Source organism: Bacillus sp. TCT6, from assembly GCF_056033845.1.
Genome location: NZ_JBVYHX010000001.1, coordinates 4,624,692 through 4,642,597, shown reverse-complemented (window position 1 = coordinate 4,642,597; position 17,906 = coordinate 4,624,692). Strand labels below are relative to the sequence as shown.

At 35.3% G+C, this 17,906-nt stretch carries 22 protein-coding genes and 1 other annotated feature; of the genes, 15 read left to right on the top strand and 7 right to left on the bottom strand.

Annotation, left to right across the window (positions count from 1 at the left end; all coding sequences use genetic code 11):
• Nucleotides 1-104: 104 nt before the first annotated feature.
• A complete protein-coding gene (locus AC0ONG_RS23965; protein ID WP_016078143.1) occupies nt 105-896 on the bottom strand; it encodes a hypothetical protein in 792 nt (263 codons plus the stop codon).
• A 164-nt stretch (nt 897-1,060) separates the two neighbouring features.
• Here AC0ONG_RS23965 and AC0ONG_RS23960 point away from each other — a divergent pair, with 164 nt between their 5' ends.
• The 4 genes from AC0ONG_RS23960 to AC0ONG_RS23945 all read left to right on the top strand — a co-directional run bounded on the left by AC0ONG_RS23960 (nt 1,061) and on the right by AC0ONG_RS23945 (nt 3,311).
• Nucleotides 1,061-1,282 (top strand): helix-turn-helix transcriptional regulator, encoded by a 222-nt coding sequence (locus AC0ONG_RS23960; protein WP_000776170.1) that lies wholly within the window; start codon nt 1,061-1,063, stop codon nt 1,280-1,282.
• The gene (locus AC0ONG_RS23955) at nt 1,272-1,979 is read left to right on the top strand and encodes a DUF3169 family protein (protein ID WP_000837717.1); all 708 of its coding nucleotides are present in this window, start codon (nt 1,272-1,274) and stop codon (nt 1,977-1,979) included. The genes AC0ONG_RS23960 and AC0ONG_RS23955 overlap by 11 nt, the downstream gene beginning before the upstream one ends.
• Nucleotides 1,980-2,021: 42 nt before the next feature.
• A complete protein-coding gene (locus AC0ONG_RS23950; protein ID WP_002083694.1) occupies nt 2,022-3,074 on the top strand; it encodes a zinc metalloprotease in 1,053 nt (350 codons plus the stop codon).
• Nucleotides 3,075-3,170: 96 nt separating this feature from the next.
• On the top strand, nt 3,171-3,311 hold the full coding sequence (locus AC0ONG_RS23945) for a DUF3985 family protein (RefSeq protein ID WP_000404758.1): 141 nt from the start codon (nt 3,171-3,173) through the stop codon (nt 3,309-3,311).
• 247 nt (nt 3,312-3,558) lie between these two features.
• Here AC0ONG_RS23945 and AC0ONG_RS23940 read toward each other — a convergent pair whose 3' ends face one another.
• Nucleotides 3,559-3,945, bottom strand: coding sequence for a DUF3938 domain-containing protein (locus tag AC0ONG_RS23940; RefSeq protein WP_001077773.1), 387 nt, complete (start codon nt 3,943-3,945; stop codon nt 3,559-3,561).
• A gap of 460 nt (nt 3,946-4,405) precedes the next feature.
• On the opposite strand from AC0ONG_RS23940, the gene AC0ONG_RS23935 reads away from it, so the two are divergent.
• The gene (locus AC0ONG_RS23935; RefSeq protein WP_000406909.1) at nt 4,406-4,927 is read left to right on the top strand and encodes a GNAT family N-acetyltransferase; all 522 of its coding nucleotides are present in this window, start codon (nt 4,406-4,408) and stop codon (nt 4,925-4,927) included.
• 110 nt (nt 4,928-5,037) lie between these two features.
• On the opposite strand, the gene AC0ONG_RS23930 is transcribed toward AC0ONG_RS23935, so the two are convergent.
• Nucleotides 5,038-5,931 carry a YitT family protein gene (locus AC0ONG_RS23930; RefSeq protein WP_000530044.1) on the bottom strand — a complete coding sequence of 298 codons (894 nt, stop codon included), beginning with the start codon at nt 5,929-5,931 and terminating at the stop codon, nt 5,038-5,040.
• Nucleotides 5,932-6,208: 277 nt separating this feature from the next.
• Here AC0ONG_RS23930 and AC0ONG_RS23925 point away from each other — a divergent pair, with 277 nt between their 5' ends.
• The 3 genes from AC0ONG_RS23925 (at nt 6,209) to AC0ONG_RS23915 (ending at nt 8,249) form a co-directional block, all read left to right on the top strand.
• On the top strand, nt 6,209-6,493 hold the full coding sequence (locus tag AC0ONG_RS23925) for a hypothetical protein (RefSeq protein ID WP_000394930.1): 285 nt from the start codon (nt 6,209-6,211) through the stop codon (nt 6,491-6,493).
• Nucleotides 6,494-6,521: 28 nt separating this feature from the next.
• On the top strand, nt 6,522-7,304 hold the full coding sequence (yidC, locus tag AC0ONG_RS23920; RefSeq protein WP_074791056.1) for a membrane protein insertase YidC: 783 nt from the start codon (nt 6,522-6,524) through the stop codon (nt 7,302-7,304).
• Between the two features lie 129 nt (nt 7,305-7,433).
• A complete protein-coding gene (locus AC0ONG_RS23915; RefSeq protein ID WP_033795323.1) occupies nt 7,434-8,249 on the top strand; it encodes a hypothetical protein in 816 nt (271 codons plus the stop codon).
• Nucleotides 8,250-8,326: 77 nt separating this feature from the next.
• Here the strand turns inward: AC0ONG_RS23915 and AC0ONG_RS23910 are convergent, their stop codons facing one another.
• Nucleotides 8,327-8,554: a hypothetical protein gene (locus AC0ONG_RS23910; RefSeq protein ID WP_000562247.1), complete on the bottom strand. Its 228-nt coding sequence runs from the start codon at nt 8,552-8,554 to the stop codon at nt 8,327-8,329.
• Between the two features lie 166 nt (nt 8,555-8,720).
• Nucleotides 8,721-8,957: a binding site (T-box leader), on the top strand.
• A gap of 65 nt (nt 8,958-9,022) precedes the next feature.
• Here AC0ONG_RS23910 and AC0ONG_RS23905 point away from each other — a divergent pair.
• The 3 genes from AC0ONG_RS23905 (at nt 9,023) to AC0ONG_RS23895 (ending at nt 11,886) form a co-directional block, all read left to right on the top strand.
• Nucleotides 9,023-10,333: an APC family permease gene (locus AC0ONG_RS23905; RefSeq protein WP_000546306.1), complete on the top strand. Its 1,311-nt coding sequence runs from the start codon at nt 9,023-9,025 to the stop codon at nt 10,331-10,333.
• A gap of 107 nt (nt 10,334-10,440) precedes the next feature.
• Complete coding sequence (locus AC0ONG_RS23900; RefSeq protein ID WP_074790675.1) at nt 10,441-11,625, top strand: MFS transporter; 1,185 nt, start codon at nt 10,441-10,443, stop codon at nt 11,623-11,625.
• A gap of 78 nt (nt 11,626-11,703) precedes the next feature.
• Nucleotides 11,704-11,886 (top strand): hypothetical protein, encoded by a 183-nt coding sequence (locus tag AC0ONG_RS23895; RefSeq protein WP_000288473.1) that lies wholly within the window; start codon nt 11,704-11,706, stop codon nt 11,884-11,886.
• Nucleotides 11,887-11,913: 27 nt separating this feature from the next.
• Here the strand turns inward: AC0ONG_RS23895 and AC0ONG_RS23890 are convergent, their stop codons facing one another.
• Nucleotides 11,914-12,672, bottom strand: a complete 759-nt coding sequence (locus tag AC0ONG_RS23890; RefSeq protein ID WP_000939479.1) for a TrmB family transcriptional regulator — start codon at nt 12,670-12,672, stop codon at nt 11,914-11,916.
• A gap of 186 nt (nt 12,673-12,858) precedes the next feature.
• On the opposite strand from AC0ONG_RS23890, the gene AC0ONG_RS23885 reads away from it, so the two are divergent.
• From AC0ONG_RS23885 to AC0ONG_RS23870, 4 genes are all read left to right on the top strand, one after another.
• Entirely contained in the window at nt 12,859-14,859 is a 2,001-nt protein-coding gene (locus tag AC0ONG_RS23885; RefSeq protein WP_000946369.1) for a methyl-accepting chemotaxis protein, read from the top strand.
• A gap of 77 nt (nt 14,860-14,936) precedes the next feature.
• The gene (locus AC0ONG_RS23880; RefSeq protein ID WP_001018860.1) at nt 14,937-15,239 is read left to right on the top strand and encodes an MTH1187 family thiamine-binding protein; all 303 of its coding nucleotides are present in this window, start codon (nt 14,937-14,939) and stop codon (nt 15,237-15,239) included.
• A gap of 48 nt (nt 15,240-15,287) precedes the next feature.
• The gene (locus tag AC0ONG_RS23875) at nt 15,288-15,533 is read left to right on the top strand and encodes a YusU family protein (protein WP_001290589.1); all 246 of its coding nucleotides are present in this window, start codon (nt 15,288-15,290) and stop codon (nt 15,531-15,533) included.
• A 308-nt stretch (nt 15,534-15,841) separates the two neighbouring features.
• Nucleotides 15,842-16,759 (top strand): proline dehydrogenase family protein, encoded by a 918-nt coding sequence (locus tag AC0ONG_RS23870; protein ID WP_000436780.1) that lies wholly within the window; start codon nt 15,842-15,844, stop codon nt 16,757-16,759.
• Between the two features lie 22 nt (nt 16,760-16,781).
• Here the strand turns inward: AC0ONG_RS23870 and AC0ONG_RS23865 are convergent, their stop codons facing one another.
• Entirely contained in the window at nt 16,782-17,621 is an 840-nt protein-coding gene (locus AC0ONG_RS23865; RefSeq protein ID WP_000831456.1) for a D-alanyl-D-alanine carboxypeptidase family protein, read from the bottom strand.
• A 97-nt stretch (nt 17,622-17,718) separates the two neighbouring features.
• Nucleotides 17,719-17,865: a YuzL family protein gene (locus AC0ONG_RS23860; RefSeq protein ID WP_001096344.1), complete on the bottom strand. Its 147-nt coding sequence runs from the start codon at nt 17,863-17,865 to the stop codon at nt 17,719-17,721.
• Between the last annotated feature and the right edge of the window lie 41 nt (nt 17,866-17,906).

Sequence of the window (17,906 nt, the reverse complement as noted above, 5' to 3'; positions counted from 1 at the left end):
TGCCGGGCGGTAAGACCCACACCTCAAAATTCAGCGGAAGCAAAGAAGTTAGGTGGGGGCCCTGTTGCCCGTAAAAGCCCGATTGGTGAGGGTTGATTAAAATTTTACTTTATATTCCAATCTATTTTTAACTTTCCTTTTAGCTGATTTCCACTAACTATAATGTAATAAGTTCCTGTCTTAATTGCCGCGAAATGATATGTATTAGGGCCAGCTGGAGCTAAGTAATTTTCTTCCTCTTGAAATTCACTAGCCATTTTTACGTCTCCCATGTAGCCATTCGAATTTTCAGCTCGTGATTCAATGGTGAATTCTAATATGTCACCTCGTTTTAGTTCAATTGGGACTTTATGTTCACCACTAAAATGTTGAAAAGATGCTTCGAAAGAGTTATCTGTTTTTGTTTCGACCCATTGTTCTTTTGATGTTCCAAACCTTTCTAAATCTACTAATTTGATTGTAATAAATATAATAAACATAATGCTTGGTACGAAATATTGTACCCACTTAAATTTTGTTGCTATGACTGTAAATAAAAAGAAAGAAAGAGAACATACTGCTCCAATTGATCCGAGTAACAAGAACTGTATTAGACTAGCTTCTTTAAATATTAGGAAGGGAAGAAAAAATAAATAGCCGCAAAAAATATAAAGTAATATTGTCTTCATTCTTGTATGTGTTTTTAATTTCAATTTATCGATGCAAATAGAACAAAAAATTGCATATGCAGCAAGAATAGGAACGAAGGGAACAAATAGTAGTTCTCGTAATCCAGCTAAGAAACTATATAATGTTTGTTGACTAGTTGTTAAGAGAAGCGTGCTAATAAGTGATAATAACAAGAAAGTCGCTGTAAGCTTAGTAAGAATATAGGAAAAAGTAGATATTTTATTCATATGTCACTTCCTTTGTTTAATATTTCACATTCATTATATAGGTTATTTCCATCATAATACATATTTATTTTTGTCAATTATTAACGTCAAAATGACAATTATAATTGACAAAAATAAGGATATTATTTACAATTTTAATTAAATAAATGAAAAAGAGGGAAGACATGAAGCTTCAAAATCGAGTGAGGGAATTGCGAGCAAAGCATCGTTTATCACAAGGGGATTTAGGGAAAGCGATTGGATCATCACGGCAAACGATTAGTTTAATTGAGCGCGGGGATTATGCACCATCTATTGTATTGTCGTTAAAAATCGCACAAATTTTCAATGTATCGGTGGAGGAAATATTCACGTTAGTGGAGGGGGAAGAGGATGATGAAGAGTAAACGAAAAAAACAATTTGATTCTGTGGGGAAAATAGCATTAAGTATGATGGGTGGCTTTTTAACGTCTTATATAGCTTTAAATTTACTCTCGGATGAACCGAGAAAATTATCATCCAATACATTTATAGGCATATGTACTATTTTTGGAATCTTAATGATGTACTACACTTGGAAGAATACGCGTATGTTAGCGGAGGCACGCGATGAAGAAGAGAGCGTACAAGGCAGAAAATTAGGCATTATAAGTATATATTTACGTGTAGGTGATATAGTGACGCAGGCATGGTTTGTATATGCAGTTATTACATGTAGACGTGCACTGTTGCAGGATACTAATGTTTCATTTGCGGTGTGGAATTTAGTAGCTTCTATTGTTTGTTTAACTACTGTAGTGATTATCGGGCTCATAACAAAAAATCGTTATAATAAGCTATACCCTGAACAAGGTGTAACGTATATGGAATCTATGAAAATGTGGACGAAAAACGCAGATGAAGGATTAAAGCACATTGTGCATGAGGCTGGATATAAAGCGTATGAATTTACGAATACAATATTGGCATATGTATGGTGGGCTGCCGTTATATATACAGCTGCTAGTGATATCGATTTTGTATTAATTGGCTTAATCTCATTTATTTGGATATTGCATCTCGGGAAGTTCATGTACGAAATGCAGAGAAAAATGATTTATTAAGGGGAGAAAAAGGTGGATATTTTAAGAAGGCCAGCTGGCTCAATGACAGTGGCGCTAATTCTGTCCATTTTATACGGAGTAATCCGAACTGGGAAATTAGAAGTAATTTTGAACCTATGGGCAATAGTTGGAATTTCATTGTTAGTGTTAGCCATTCATGAGCTAGGACATGTAGTATTTGGTGTAATAGGTGGTTTAACATTTAAATTTATGACAGTAGGACCCATTACTATTCAAAAAGAAAAGGGAAAATTACGCATTCGAGAAAATAAATTATGGGCGTACTTTGGAGGTGTTGCAACATTAGTACCACCTTCTATAGAGACACCGAATCTTTCGAAAAAGTGGGCGTGGCTCACTTTAGGTGGACCGATTACGAGTTTACTATTTGGTATTACTTCCGGTTACATATACATGGTGAGTTATTATCAATATCTTTTATATTTTTCCTTTTTCCATTTTGCAATCTTTGCGGTTACAATTGTGCCGATAAAAGGAATGCTTATGAGTGATGGGATGCAATTTCTTATTTTAATTAAAGATGATGAAAGAGCTAGAAATCACTTATATGAGATTCAAATATCGAGTGAGTTATTTAGTTATAAAAGACCGAAAGATTGGGATGAAAGATTAGTAGAACTTAGTGAGGAGAAAATAAAAGAGAATAAAGGGATAAGGGAGATAATGAGTAGACTTATGCTCGTCTTTTTTGCTCGTGCAGATCAAGAGGGAATGGAAAGAGCGATACCGTATATAGAACGAATTGTTCAATTACCTGTAACGAAAGAAAATAAGTTTTTCGTTAGTAGTTTTCATAGTTGGTACCTTTTATATAAAGCCCTTTATCAGATGGATAGTCTTTCTTTGCAAGAAGCAAAGGAACATGCAAAGGCTATTACAAAAATGGACCTAAGTGGATATTACCGTACACAAGGGATTATTAAATATGTAGAGGGCAATATGGAAGCGTCCCGTACTTATATGAAGAAAGCCGATCAAGAATTAAAGAGCGCCGAGAAGAGTGAGATGGGATATTTACAATTAGAAAGAGAATGGTTTAAGCAGCTGAAAGAGAGGGTATCTTACGATGGGTGAGGTATCCTCTTTTTTATATGTCATCTTATGCCGTTCCATAAACAGCCTAGGGCGAGTAAAATGAGATAAGAAGAGCAAAGCTTGGAGGAAGTAAATATGGAAATTTTATCAATTATTTTGATAGTCTTGCTCATTTATGTTGTTTTTAAAGTAGCATATGTAGCATTAAAGATACTCGCGATCCTATTGATTATCTTTTTAATCGTAGAGTTCGGCAGTAAGTTGCTTGGGGGATAGGGTATGTTGTACGTTTTGGATGTCTAAGGTTGTCGTTAAATCGATATCTTGTGCCGAATCGTTGATATAATGAAAAAATTGTTGATATAAGTGGAGAAACGATCGATATATTTGAAAAATCGTTGATATATTTAAGTGAATACGAAGTGGGGTATATGGAAAAGAAGTTGCCGTTGGGTAGCTTCTTTTTATTGTAGTGCCGGTGTATGCAAACCAACATAAAAAAGCTGGAAGAATTCCTTCCAGCTTAAGAGTTACTTTCAATTTGGCGACCGCTATCTTCTTCATTGTCTTGTAATAGGTTGAATACGTCTGCTAAGCAGAATGCAATGAACCAAGTCCATAGACCGTGGAAGAAAGCTGAGCTTAATTGAAGTGGTAATGTATAGTTTGTCATTGAGTAGGAAATACATCCACCAACGATTCCAATCATTGTTAATAACATTGTTTTCTGAGCATTTTCTTCTGGATTGAAGAGGAAGTAAATGTATCCGCCTAAAATTGAAGCGCTTACAAGTGTTTCGATTCCATTAAAAATGATATTCTCTCCAAGCTGTGTGTTTGTCCAGAAACAAATCGTACCGCCGATAATAGCAAACAGGACAGCTATTGTATATCGTATATATTGATTCATATGTTCATCTCCCTATGTAATAAGATGATTTGGAAGTCAAAAAGGTAGGTATAGTATATTGAAGTGAGTTTTAATTGTACGTATCTTTTTATAAAAAGATCATTGAAGAGTAACTAAGATGATCGGTTGTTTAAACCGTTACGTGTATGGTGTCTGAAATATACCCGACTGCTCGTTTCTTTTTGCTTGTAAAATAAGAGAAACTTCCAAGTCTATATACTCTTTTTTTGTGAGTCTGCTTTCATTATAACACATTTAGGGACATAATAATAGAATTATCTGATTTTGTAATAAGTGTAAAAAATAAAAAGCGTAAGGAAATACCATTAACAATGCAGTTTAGTGGAAGAAGGATTTTAATTTATTATGATGAAATATGTAATCAAGGTGAGATCTAAGAAGGAGGCTTAAATACAATAAAAAATGTTTTGTAGCATGAATGTAAGGGAGGGGAGCTAACTTGGAGATCACAACAGAAAGATTAATAATTAGACCTTTTAAGAGTACTGATTTACAGGATGTATTTGCTATTTATAATAATGATGATACATGTAAGTTCCTATTACATAATAAGTGGACTCATGAAGACATGCAGAAAAGATTTAATAAGAAGCTAGCAAACAATGCACTTACTGAAGAATCAATATTAAGTTTGGCAGTTATATACAAGACTAAAGTAGTTGGTGATTTATCCGTATGGTACACAAATATGAAGGATACTGTTGAGATTGGTTATAGTTTTTCAAATGAAGTAGTTGGAAGAGGTTTGGCAACAGAAGCAGTAAGTAGTTTGGTATTTAAATTATTTAATGAATGTAATGTACATCGTATACAAGCTAATCTTGATGCACGTAATACAGCTTCAAAAAAATTGTGTGAACGAATAGGTATGAGAAAGGAAGCCCATTTCATACAAGATTTTTGGAATAAAAATGAATGGACAGATAGTTTTGTATATGGAATGCTATCCTCCGATTTGTAGTAATAAACTTCGTGATTTTATTATGCTAAAGGGTGCGTTAGTTGAATAACAAAGGGCATAACATAGTATATATGACTAATATGTTATGCCCTTTAATGTATTAACCTTTTTTATATACGTTTGAAACGGCCGACAATTTCAACTGTTTCAGTAATGTTCATAAATGCTTTGTTATCCACTTGACGGATAATACGTTTCATTTCGCCTAACTCATAGCGAGTCACGACAGTGTAAATCATTTTTTTCTTATGGTTTGTATAGCCGCCGACAGCGTCTACCATTGTCACCCCGCGTATGCCGTGATGTAGTAGTGCGCTTTTTATTTCCTCGCCTTTTTCTGTAATAGTCATTATCGTTAATTTAATATGTTTCGTATGCACAGCATCGATAACTTTGCTGACTACAAATCGACTAATTAACGTATAAAGTGTAATATCCCATCCGAAAATAAAACCTGCTGCGACAAGTAAGATTAAGTTGAATACAAATATGATTGCTCCAATTGAAACATCTCGATATTTTGCTACAATCAATCCAACAACATCAAAACCACCTGTTGAAGAAGCAAATCGGAATATAATTCCTGAAGCTGCTCCGCAGATAACACCACCGAATACAGAAGAAAGTAAAATATCGTCTGAAACTTGGTGTACCGGGATAATATTCATCGCTAAAGATGACACAGCTACAAAGTACGCTGTTAAAAAGGTTGTCTTCTTGCCTAAGTAAAAGTGACTTAAAATAAGAAGAGGAATGTTTAGTAAAAAGATAAGTGCACCGATATTGTAGTGCATTAAATAACCGATAATCATCCCTACACCAGCGAATCCACCGCTAATCATATTATGCGGGATAAAAAACATATTCATAGAAATTGCATACAAAATAGAAGCTATAAAAATAACAACCAACTGTATCATAAATTCTAAATGAAATGTTTTAGCTGCTGGGAAGGATAAAAAGGCGGTGTCGGGAACGTAATCGGCGTCTCCTAGTTGACCCATAGTATGTTTCATCTCCATATTCATTTTTGATTACAAGAAGAGAATAAAGGTTTTTTCAAAAACTGGCAATAGTTTTATTATAATGCAAAAATTTTATAAATTTCTAATAAATCAAGCCTATTCATTGATGTGCGTGAATATACTAAAGAAAGCGAATACAACGTTTCTTATTTATTGTTTTCTTGAGAAAATATGCAAAATACTTTTTTTGAAAATAAAAGGAAATAGAGAATGTTTGCCTAATGTGCTAAAATGACCTTATTAAGGATGTGAAGCGATGGAATTTTTATTGCAGGATGCAATTTTATATATATCGTTTGTAACGACGGCACTTTGTTTATTAGAAGTTTTCTTCCTTGCTAATGTTTCTCGCTTTGTGCGTCAACAAGCATCAAGCGGTAGACAAAGAGCTTTTGCGTTAGTTGATACATGTGAAGATAGTGCGGGAAATGTACCGCTATTTTCTATTTTTTATAAATATGGAATGATTCGTTCTGTACGTAGACAAGAATCAAGTGAAGAGAATGATGAGGTCGGTCCGTATACACCAATGTTTCGCTAAATAATTACGAAACATTGGAGGAATGAACATGTTAAAATCATACCGAGCTGTGCTCGTTAGTTTATCATTATTACTTGTTTTTGTTTTATCTGGCTGCAGTAATGCAGTCCCAATTGATGCACATAGTACTGGGATTTGGGATCATTATTTCGTATATCCAATCTCGTTTATGATTCAATTTGTTGCTCATCATATACCTGGAGCTAGCTTTGGGATTGCAATCATTATTATGACGCTCGTTATTCGTTCAGCAATGATTCCATTAGCTGTTTCACAATATCGTAGCCAAGCGAAAATGAAGAAAATGCAACCTGAATTGCAGAAGCTAAAGAAAAAGTACGGTGATGTAGGCAAAGATCTTGAAAAACAAAAGCAGTATCAAAAAGAAATGTCAGAGCTAATGAAATCAGGCGGTTGGAATCCACTTGCTGGTTGCTGGCCAATTTTTATACAAATGCCGATTTTCTCTGCTTTGTATTATGCGATTAGCAGAACGGAAGAGATTCGCACATCTTCTTTTTTATGGGTGAACTTAGGACATGCAGATCCATATCATATATTACCGATTATTGCAGCGTTAACGACATTTATTCAGATGAAAGTTTTCCAATCTAATATTACACCTGGAGAACAAGTACAGATGCTAAAGATACAGCAAATTATGATGCCGGCAATGATTCTATTTATGGGGTTTGCGGCGCCATCAGGACTTGTATTGTACTGGATAACAGGTAACTTATTTACAATGACACAAACAATCGTATTAAGAAAAATAATGGAACGTGAAGAGTTACAATTACAAAAAGCATAGAGAAACACCGCTCATTATGAGCGGTGTTTTTTATTCGAAACGTTAAGGGAATTTTAAGAAACCAACATTACTATTGGCATTGTATACGAAAGTGTACATGCTTTAGAAATATGAAGGAGGAAATTTCCTATGAAGAAGAAAACAGTTGGGTATTTAGCGATTGCAGGTGCTTTATCATTCGGAATCATTGGAGGAGTCGGTATTCCGGCATTCGCGGCAACGAATACTCCAGCAGCTGAACAGTCTACAAAAACGGCGAAAAAGGATTTGGATGACGCTACAAAACAAAAAGTAAAAACAATTATGGACGATACAAAGAAACAGTTAGAGAAACTAGGTGTAAAGCTTCCGGAGAAAGAGAAGCGTAAAGACATGTTTGCAGGATTAGATGATCAGGCGAAAGCAAAAGCGAAGTCGATTTTAGAGCAAAAGAAATCTGGAAAATTAACGCATGAGCAAGCAAAAGAGGAATTAACAAAGCTAGGCGTGAAAATGCCGGAGAAAGGTAAACATGGAGACATGTTTGCTAACTTAGATGATCAGGCGAAAGCAAAAGCGAAGTCGATTTTAGAGCAAAAGAAATCTGGAAAATTAACGCATGAGCAAGCAAAAGAGGAATTAACAAAGTTAGGCGTGAAAATGCCGGAGAAAGGTAAGCATGGAGACATGTTTGCTAACTTAGATGAACAGGCGAAAGAGAAAGCGAAGTCGATTTTAGAGCAAAAGAAATCTGGAAAATTAACGCATGAGCAAGCAAAAGAAGAATTAACAAAATTAGGTGTGAAACTTCCAGAAAAAGAGAAGCGTGAAGACATCTTTGCGGGATTAGATGAAGCAACAAAAACAAAAGCAAAAGCGATTTTAGACAATGAAAAGAAACAATTAGAGGAATTAAATGTGGATCTTCCGCATCACAAGTTTTTTATGAAAAAAGAAGATAAATAATTGATTTATGTATCTTTCGTGGGGCAACCGGAAGGTACATGCGAGGACCGATTTCTACTTATAGAAATCGGTCTCTTTTAATGATTCAATAAGATTCTTTTCATTGTTAGTATGTATCCGAAGACGCAGTAGAAGATTGCAAAACCGATAAACACTTCCGTATATTGATATTTACCCAATACGTAGAAGGAAACAGCTGGTATAATAGCTACCGCTAAAATGCTATAAACAGGATACTTGTTTCGATACATGATAGCGAATAGAACAGAGAGAAACGTAGCGATGATACAAAAGACAGCAATCATTATTGGTACACCTCCTAAATGAATTATACCATTTTTAGGGAATTAGAGAAGTTTTGTATCTTCTGTTATAATATAAGAAGAGAAATATTTCCTATGTTATATAAAAAAATATATTGATTTTTTCTAACAATTCAATATAATGAACAATAACTACAAAATTCGACATCAAGAAGTGATGATGAGGACACGATTAATTTTTTACGATTCCCAGAGAGGGAAGCCTTTGGCTGTGAGCTTCCTAATACGGAAAAATAGATTACCACCTCTGAACTGCAGCAGTGAACGAACATCTAGTAATTGCTTGCCGGCAAAAACCGTTATTTAGACTTGAGAAATTGGTGAAGTGTGTTACTTTGCGAATTGAAACAAGGGTGGAACCACGAATACAACACTCGTCCCTTTTTTAGGGAGGAGTGTTTTTTTATTTCATTTTTGCATCACACTAGAATTGGAAGGAGGATACGCAGCATGCATCATGATGAGAAGAACAAAATTGGTTTAACAGTAGCACTTTCTATCGTAGTAGGAACGATTATCGGGTCTGGTGTATTTATGAAACCAGGAAGCGTATTAGATTACTCAGGGAGTTCTAATATGGCCATTCTTGCTTGGGTAATTGGTGGTCTGTTGACGTTAGCGAGTGGTTTAACAGTAGCCGAAATTGGAGCGCAAATCCCGAAAAATGGTGGGTTGTATACGTATTTAGAGGAGATTTACGGAAGTTTTTGGGGATATTTATCAGGCTGGATGCAAACAATTGTTTATGGACCAGCTATTATCGGAACATTAGGTTTATACTTTAGTTCTTTAATGATTAATTTTTTCTATTTAGATAAAGTGTGGAATTTACCAATCGCAATCGGAACAGTTGTGTTCCTTGGCTTTGTAAATAGTATGGGAACAAAATACGGAGGTATCGTTCAAACAATCACGACAATTGGGAAAATGATTCCGATTGTATTAATTGTCGTGTTAGGTTTTTGGAAAGGAAACAGTGATATTTTTAACGTAGTAGTGCCGATATCAGAAAATCAAAGTATCGGTATGGCAATTTTAGCAACGTTATTTGCTTATGACGGCTGGATTTTACTTGCTTCGATTGGTGGAGAAATGAAGAATCCAACAAAGTTATTACCGAAAGCAATGACAGTGGGGATTTTAATCGTAACTGCTGCTTACGTATTAATTAACTTGGCGTTATTAAATGTATTACCAGCAGCAAAAATTGTAGACCTTGGAGAAAATGCAACAGCGACAGCTGCTGGTATGTTACTTGGAGAATATGGTGGGAAAATTATTAGTATCGGTATTATCGTTTCTATTTTCGGTTGTTTAAATGGAAAGATTTTAACGTTCCCACGTATTCCAATGTCTATGGCAGAACGTGGACAACTTCCATTTGCTAAGTTTATTGCAAAGGAAAGTCCGAGATTTAAAACACCAGCAAATGCGATTACTGTTGAAATCATTTTAGGAATTATTTTAATGATTATTAGTGATCCAAATAAGCTATCTGAGATTTCCGTATTCATTATTTATATTTTCTATGTAATGACGTTTATTGGTGTCTTCATTTTAAGGAAACGTAATAAGAATAAAGAGCGTGCATATAGTGTACCGTTATTCCCAATCGTACCAATCGTTGCGATTTTAGGTTCGTTCTTTGTAATCGGTAGTGCGATTATTAATGATCCGGTAAGTTGTTTCTTATCAATTGGAATTGTCTTTACGGGACTTCCGGTGTATTGGTACTTGAATAAGAAGAAAGAAACAGAATGATGGAAGGGTAGGCGTATAATACGCCTACCTTTTTTACTGTAAAAAAATTGTACTTGCGTCCACTTTCTATTTTGGTTACTATAGTCGTAGTAACCAAAATAGAAAGCGTGGGGAAAGACTTGAATTTTCGTGTTTATATTTTAGCTATCGCGGCTTTCGTAGTCGGAACGGTTGAGCTAATTATAGGAGGAACGCTCGATTTAGTTGCCAATGATTTAGGAGTATCTATTAGCGCAGCTGGTCAGCTTATAACAATATTTTCGGTAGTATTTGCTTTGTCAGGTCCAGTTTTATTAGCTTTGACAGGGAAGTTTGAAAGAAAAACATTGTATGTTGGAGCATTATCGATTTTCTTAATCGGAAATATTATTTCGGCATTTAGTGTGAATTACGGAATGCTAATGTTCTCAAGGGTTATTTGTGCGGCGAGTGGTTCATTAATTATTGCACTATCGGTAACACTTGCTTCTAGTGTAGTAGAACCGCATTTTCGTGCGCGTGCAATTGGAATCATTTTTATGGGAATTAGTGGATCACTTGTACTTGGAGTACCGCTCGGTCTTGTACTCGGAAATGCATACGGATGGCGTGCGCCATTTGTATTGATTTCAGTATTAACAGTTATGGCAATTGCTTGTATTTCATTGTTCTTAACGAAAGTACCACCGACATCGGTATTATCAATAAAAGAACAACTTGCTACTTTAAAAGATAAAAAAATTGTAAGTGCACAGTTAACATCATTTTTGTTTTTAACGGGGCATTTAACATTGTATGCATATTTAACACCGTTTTTAAAAGATGTTATGCATGTTGAAGCAAATTGGATTAGTGTGTTTTACTTCATTTTCGGAATCGCAGCAGTAATCGGCGGTGGATTCGGTGGATGGCTTGCTGATAAATGGGGATCGAAGAAAAGTATTATCTCGATTATTATCGTATTTGCATGTGCAATCTTCATGTTGCCATTAATGACATTCTCATTCCCACTCTTCATCATTATGATGGGACTTTGGAGTATGCTGAGCTGGGCGATTTCACCAGCACAGCAAAATTATTTAATTGAAATTGCACCGGAATCAGCTGGTATCCAGCAAGGTTTAAATAACTCTGCGCTTCATTTAGGAATTGCACTCGGTTCAACAGTAGGCGGAGTTGTTATTGAAAAATCATCTGTTATATATAACGCTTGGGTAGGCGGTGGCTTTATTATATTAGCACTGCTTTGCGCGATTTTCTCGATTACGAGAGGACGCTCTACTCAGTTTGCGAAAGGAGAATCTATCGTTTGATAGGTTCTTTTTTTATTTGTAAAAAATTGCAGGTTTTAGTAGAGAAATGGAGAAAGGGTGTATAGCGAGGTGAGGTATATGTATACGAATTTTTCAATTATTGGTCTTCTAATTTCAATGCTCCCTTTGTTTCTTATTATTCTTGCACTTAGATGGGTTCGTTTCATCTATAAAAATTCAGAGAAACAGGTAGAGCAAAATGAGAAAATCATTGAGCTGTTGATGGAGATAAAGGAACAAAACGAAAAGGAGTCTAAGTGAAAAACTAGACTCCTGTTTATTATTTAATTAGTATCTTAACTTCATCAACAAACTCTTAATTTCCTCATCTTCCATAAAGAGATCATGGTGTTTTTGAGTAATCTTTGCAAGTGCAACGTCGTGATAGAAAAATTCTGTAAAGAACTTTACGAAAGGTTGTGACATTGTTTTCATCGCTTGCCATGACTCTTGTTCTACGCCAGCAAATAAAATTTCACGATCGTCAACGATGAGTAGCAAGTAGCGCTCTAATGCATTAGGCTCTTCAGCTGGGATTAGAAAATGCATGTTTTCTAAGTCTGTTTCTACTTCTCCAACAATAAGGGATTCAATTTGAACACCTTGTTTTGCTTTTTGTTCTAGTAAAGGAAGATATTCTAAAAGAGTATCATTCCAAGCTGAAATACGGATTGATTCTTTTGCACTTTCAATGAGTTCTTTACTTTGAACTCGAATAGAAGATTGCATCTTTAAGCTCCAAACACGGTCATCTGTAAATGATTTTTTTGATATATTTGTTTCCAGTTCCTTAATATTTGATTGAAATTCTGTCGTTAATTTTTCAATTGCTAGCTTTAGTGGTAATGCTGTATACAATTTTTTCTTTTCTGAAACAGAATCCATTACCATTCCTTTATCGATTAGGCGTGCTAGTACTTCATATATTTTTGCTTTTGGAACACCTGAATGCTTCACAATTGTTGTAGCATCTAATGGTTCATTGCTTGATACGACAACTTCATAAGCTTGGCTTTCATATTGTGAGAAACCGAATTTTTGTAACATAGTTCCCTCCGAACGAATGAGATTATATTTTAAGGATAATGAACTATTTGTTTTTGCACAAGTGGTAGTCCGTTTTCTAATTGTATTAAGGTGAGAATTAATTTCAATTTTTTAATTTTATCTATTATACTTAATATAATGATTAGTAAGATTTCAATTTAATGCGAAGGGGATGCTGGGGGGAAGATGTTAAGAAGTTTACGTTTAAAAATTGCGGTAGTGTTTTCAGTACTTATTTCTATGATGTTCGTAATATTGGGTACAGCTGTGTATCAATTACAGAAAGAAAAGGAAGTGCGTTCCTTAGACGAGTATTCTCAAAATGCGATGGATCTTGTGACAGAGCAACTTACGACATTTGTTCAAAGAACGGATGAAGATATGGGGTATTACGCGAACAGTGAGATGATTCGTAATATGCTTCAAGGTGGGGTTACTCCAGAAGAGGAAGCGTTTTTAACGAAAGAGTTTGCGGAGTATAAAAAGAATCATCCTGGTATTTTAGATTTATATATTGGTACGAAAGATAAAAAAACATTAAGTGCCAATCTTGCTGAAGGTGGGCAAGTGCCAGAAGGATATGATCCAACGACAAGACCATGGTATAAAGATTCAGAGGCTGATGTAAAAAAGGTCCATTGGGGACAACCTTCTTATGAAATTGCAACAGGAAAGTTAAGTGTAGGTGTTTCTAAAGCAATTACAGCTCAAGATGGATCTGTATTAGGCGTTGTTGCGATGGATGTATCGCTTGGGACGATTCAGAAGTTGCTTCACAATATTCAATATAATAATGACGGAGAAATGTTTATTATAAATGATAAAAATATGGCTCTTGTTTATCCAGAAAAGATAGGGAAAGATGTTTCTAAAGAGCCACTTATAAAGAGCTTAAATAAAGAGGTAACAAAATATGCGGTCACTACAATAAAAGGTGAAGATGTAGTTGTTTATAGTCAATCATTTGATACGATGAAATGGACGATAGGAATCTTTTATCCGAAAGAAACGATCGATGGGCTATTAAATAGTACGAGAAATACAGTCATTATGATGGCGTGTATTAGTTTATTAGTTGGAATCGTAGCTTCCTACTTGTTCTCAAGAAGATTAGCAAGACCACTGCAATTATTAAAGAATCACGTTCAAAAAGTAGCAGAAGGGGATTTAACGCTGCGAATGAAGGTGACAAGTAAAGATGAAGTTGGAGAGTTGACGAAGCACTTTAATGATATGGTTGAACAAATGAATGAAATGGTAAGTAAAATTAAAAACAGCGTATCAACAGTGCAACAATCAACGAATAGTTTACATTATTTAACGAACGAAACAGTAGCGGCTAGTAGAGAAGTTTCCGGAGCAATGGATGATGTGAGCGGGGGAGCTTCTACTCTTGCGAATAGTGTGGATGAAGTTTCAGCTCAGCTCGAGAATATGGCAGAGTCAGTGGAACAAATGAATAGCTCCGTTGGTGAAATAAAAGGAGTGACTGGCAAAGCGGAAGAGGCATCTAAGCAAGGATTAAATACAATGAGGAACTTAGTCCGTACGAGGGGACAATCATCTTCGATTGTTGTTCATACAGAAGAAGCATCGGATAAGTTAGAACAAAGAGTTGGATCGATTCAAAATGTTGTTGAGCTTATAAAAGGTATTTCGGATCAAACAAATTTACTTGCTTTAAATGCCTCGATTGAAGCTGCCCGTGCAGGTGAGCAAGGTAAGGGATTTGCGGTTGTTGCTGAAGAGGTTCGGAAATTAGCGGAACAATCAAAAGAGGCAACAGGAGAAATCACAACGATGATTGGTGATGTGCAATTAGAAGTAAAAAGGGTTGTAGAAGTTGTAAGTAAATTGAAAGACATTGCAGATGTGCAAAATAAAGTGACGACAGAGGCAGAAATGGAGTTCCGCACAATTATGTCAGTTGTAAATACGATTAGTACTTCAGTTGAAAAAATTGTAGAAGAGGTACATAACATAGGTTACGAGCAAGGAGAAATTACAGCGGTAATGCATACAATTGCTGGTACGAGTCAAGAAAGTGCAGCTGTTTCTGAAGAGGTACATGCTGCAACGGAATCACAGGTTAATCATCTAGAAAAGGTAGCCCACACGATGGAAAGTTTGACAGAGCATATGAAAGATTTAGAAAGATTAGTTGAGCAGTTTAAAGTGGAAGAGTAACATATTAGTAAAATGATGAGGATTTCGGTAAAATAGACAATGGATATATAAGAAGCGATTATAGGAGGAAGACTACTATGGCAATTGTTGACGTATCGATTATTCCGGTAGGAACAGGTAATCCAAGTGTTAGTGAATATGTAGCAGAAGTACAAAAGGTGCTAGAGAAAAATGCGGATCGCGTGAAGTATCAATTAACACCGATGAATACAATTATTGAAGGAGATCTTCCTGTCATTCTAGAAGTAATTCAACAAATGCATGAAGTTCCATATACGAAAGGTGCACAGCGTGTTGCAACAACGATTCGTATTGATGATCGACGTGATAAAGTAAGCACAATGGAGAAAAAATTAAACTCTGTCCGATCAAAATTATAAGAAAAAGCAGCGATCTTCGCTGCTTTTTTCATATAGGAGGTAAATAAAATGAGTGAAAAGTTTAACGAGCAGTTTGACGGTTTACTAGAGAAATACACTGAGCTGTTACTTGGCGAGAGTAATGAAGAGCGAAAAGAACAGGTAAAGAAGTGGGCACTTTATTCTTACATAGCGAAGACGATGCCAGCTTTAGTGAAGCATTGGAATGAAACTTATCCAGATGCGAAAGAAGAGATGGTGCAGTTAATTACGGATATTAAAAGGCTGAATGAAGAGAAGCGAAATGAGAATTAAAAAACTTAGGTGATGCTACTTTAAGTTTTTCTTATTAATATCCTTATATAATTTACATGGAATATTAAGGGTTTTATAGGCATGTCGAATATTTTCGGTATGCCTATTTTTGCCCTAGTAAACCCGTTTTTTCTAAATGTCGAAAAATATTCCCTTCATATTTGCATGCGAGAATATAGGTTTTTAAATGTTTTTATAGTATTTTATAAATTATCTAAATAATTATTTGTATCCAATAATTTTAAACAGTGATATAATTTTGAAGAGGGGTAAAAAACAGATAAATTACAGTCATAGGGGTGAATTACATGGAACAATTAATGCGAAATTCGTTTCTTTTCTTATCTAAAAATAAAGCGCTAACAAAACTGGCTAAAAAGTACGGTTTACGCTTTGGTGCAGGTCGCTTCGTCGCAGGGGAGACGATTGAATTAGCGACAGCTGCCATTCAGGCATTAAATAAGCAAGGTCTTTGTGTAACAATCGATTATTTAGGTGAATTCGTTGATAATGAAGCGGAAGCAAATGAAATGGCTAACCAATCGATTGAAGCGATCCGTGCAATTGGAAGAGAAGGTCTTGATTCGCAGCTTTCTTTAAAGATGACTTCTATGGGATTAGATATCTCTGATGAAATCGTAATGAACAATATGCGCCGTATTTTAGAAGCTGCAAAAGAAAATGGTGTGTTCGTTACCATTGATATGGAAGACTATACACGCTGTGGTAAAACAATTGATATCTTTAAACAATTAAAATCTGAATACGATAATATTGGTACTGTTATTCAAGCTTACCTATATCGTACAGAAAAAGATATTGAAGATTTAAATGCTTATAATCCTAATTTACGTCTTGTAAAAGGTGCTTATAAAGAACCTGAAGAAGTGGCGTTCCCGGATAAGAAAGATGTAGATGACAATTATAAAAAAATTATTAAAATGCACTTATTAAATGGAAATTATACTGCAATTGCTTCACATGATGAAGCGATTATTGAATATACAAAAAAACTTGCTGAAGAACACAACATTCCAAGGGATCAATTTGAATTCCAAATGTTATATGGTATTCGTAATGAGCGTCAACTTGAGCTAGTAAAAGAAGGTTACAAAATGCGTGTTTACGTACCTTATGGAAACGACTGGTATGGCTACTTCATGCGTCGTCTAGCAGAGCGTCCAGCAAACGTTGCGTTCGTATTAAAAGGTATGGTTAAAAAATAACCAAGGAGAAAATACTCCTTGGTTATTTTAATTGCTGAAATGCATAATGTGCCATTTTCTTCGTATCAGGATATAGTTGCGCGCGAGTAGAAGATAATACGACGTTAATGACGCGTTTACCGTCTTTTTCATCGACTGTTACGACTGTATATTTGCCAAGTGCTGATAGACCACTTTTACTTCCAATCGCATATGGATCGTCATATAGTTCTTCTCGTCCATAGTTTGCGATGTTTGGAGAGCGTTCTGAAGTATGTAGAGTTGTACGTGTTGAATTCATATATTCTAAAACAACTGGATACTTTAATGCTTCTTTCGTAATAATAGCAATGTCATATGGTGATACTTTATTCCCAATTGCATCAGCACCACTTGCATTCTTGAAAGTCGCATGCTTTGTACCAAGTTCCTTCGCTCTAGCATTCATCATCTTCACAAATTCATTTTTTGATCCTGCGATATGTTCTGCAATTGATTCAGCTATTGGATCTGCACTAATGATAAGCATAAGTTTTAATGCCTCATCACGCTTTAATTTTTCCCCAGCACGAAGTTTAATTTTCTTACTTTGACTTTCTGTTTTAATTGCGTTTTCTGTAACTGTAATTTCTTCATCTTCTTTTACATTCTCTAGTAAAAGAAGGGTTGTCATCATTTTGGCTATACTAGCCGGATAAGAACGTTCGTCTTCGCGTTTCCCATACAAAATTTCACCTGTGTCTGCATCGATTGTAACGCCATATTGCCCAGTAATCTTAGGTTGATCAGCTCTTACAGCTTGTTGCCTCTGTGCATAAGAGAAGAAAATCATCCCTGTAAATAGTGTAGCAATCATTACAATCATAACTATTGTTCGTTTCATCATCGTTCCCTCTTTTGTTTTCCATATGTACAAATAAATTGGGCAGAAAAAGCAGCCATTAATCATTATGCCACGTTCTCTGCCCAAAAATATAGCGTTATTTTTCGCCCATATTATGCTTCTTATATTGTTGATTATTACCTTGGCGTCCTTTTTCAACACCGTGATTATGCGGACCTGCATTTCCAGTTACACTAGCTGCACTAATTCCAGCCTTTGAAGGGTTCTTCTTAAGTTTTGCCATATATATTCCTCCAGTTTCGTCAGATTATAAAAAGGAAAAGT

Coding starts and splice junctions, on each gene's coding strand:
- yidC (WP_074791056.1), top strand. CDS start 6,522: ATGTTAAAATCATACCGAGCTGTGCTCGTTAGTTTATCATTATTACTT.
- AC0ONG_RS23950 (WP_002083694.1), top strand. CDS start 2,022: ATGACAGTGGCGCTAATTCTGTCCATTTTATACGGAGTAATCCGAACT.
- AC0ONG_RS23905 (WP_000546306.1), top strand. CDS start 9,023: ATGCATCATGATGAGAAGAACAAAATTGGTTTAACAGTAGCACTTTCT.
- AC0ONG_RS23965 (WP_016078143.1), bottom strand. CDS start 896: ATGAATAAAATATCTACTTTTTCCTATATTCTTACTAAGCTTACAGCG.
- AC0ONG_RS23860 (WP_001096344.1), bottom strand. CDS start 17,865: ATGGCAAAACTTAAGAAGAACCCTTCAAAGGCTGGAATTAGTGCAGCT.
- AC0ONG_RS23885 (WP_000946369.1), top strand. CDS start 12,859: ATGTTAAGAAGTTTACGTTTAAAAATTGCGGTAGTGTTTTCAGTACTT.
- AC0ONG_RS23930 (WP_000530044.1), bottom strand. CDS start 5,931: ATGGGTCAACTAGGAGACGCCGATTACGTTCCCGACACCGCCTTTTTA.
- AC0ONG_RS23915 (WP_033795323.1), top strand. CDS start 7,434: ATGAAGAAGAAAACAGTTGGGTATTTAGCGATTGCAGGTGCTTTATCA.
- AC0ONG_RS23955 (WP_000837717.1), top strand. CDS start 1,272: ATGAAGAGTAAACGAAAAAAACAATTTGATTCTGTGGGGAAAATAGCA.
- AC0ONG_RS23870 (WP_000436780.1), top strand. CDS start 15,842: ATGGAACAATTAATGCGAAATTCGTTTCTTTTCTTATCTAAAAATAAA.
- AC0ONG_RS23925 (WP_000394930.1), top strand. CDS start 6,209: ATGGAATTTTTATTGCAGGATGCAATTTTATATATATCGTTTGTAACG.
- AC0ONG_RS23910 (WP_000562247.1), bottom strand. CDS start 8,554: ATGATTGCTGTCTTTTGTATCATCGCTACGTTTCTCTCTGTTCTATTC.
- AC0ONG_RS23880 (WP_001018860.1), top strand. CDS start 14,937: ATGGCAATTGTTGACGTATCGATTATTCCGGTAGGAACAGGTAATCCA.
- AC0ONG_RS23890 (WP_000939479.1), bottom strand. CDS start 12,672: ATGTTACAAAAATTCGGTTTCTCACAATATGAAAGCCAAGCTTATGAA.
- AC0ONG_RS23875 (WP_001290589.1), top strand. CDS start 15,288: ATGAGTGAAAAGTTTAACGAGCAGTTTGACGGTTTACTAGAGAAATAC.
- AC0ONG_RS23895 (WP_000288473.1), top strand. CDS start 11,704: ATGTATACGAATTTTTCAATTATTGGTCTTCTAATTTCAATGCTCCCT.
- AC0ONG_RS23945 (WP_000404758.1), top strand. CDS start 3,171: ATGGAAATTTTATCAATTATTTTGATAGTCTTGCTCATTTATGTTGTT.
- AC0ONG_RS23940 (WP_001077773.1), bottom strand. CDS start 3,945: ATGAATCAATATATACGATATACAATAGCTGTCCTGTTTGCTATTATC.
- AC0ONG_RS23960 (WP_000776170.1), top strand. CDS start 1,061: ATGAAGCTTCAAAATCGAGTGAGGGAATTGCGAGCAAAGCATCGTTTA.
- AC0ONG_RS23865 (WP_000831456.1), bottom strand. CDS start 17,621: ATGAAACGAACAATAGTTATGATTGTAATGATTGCTACACTATTTACA.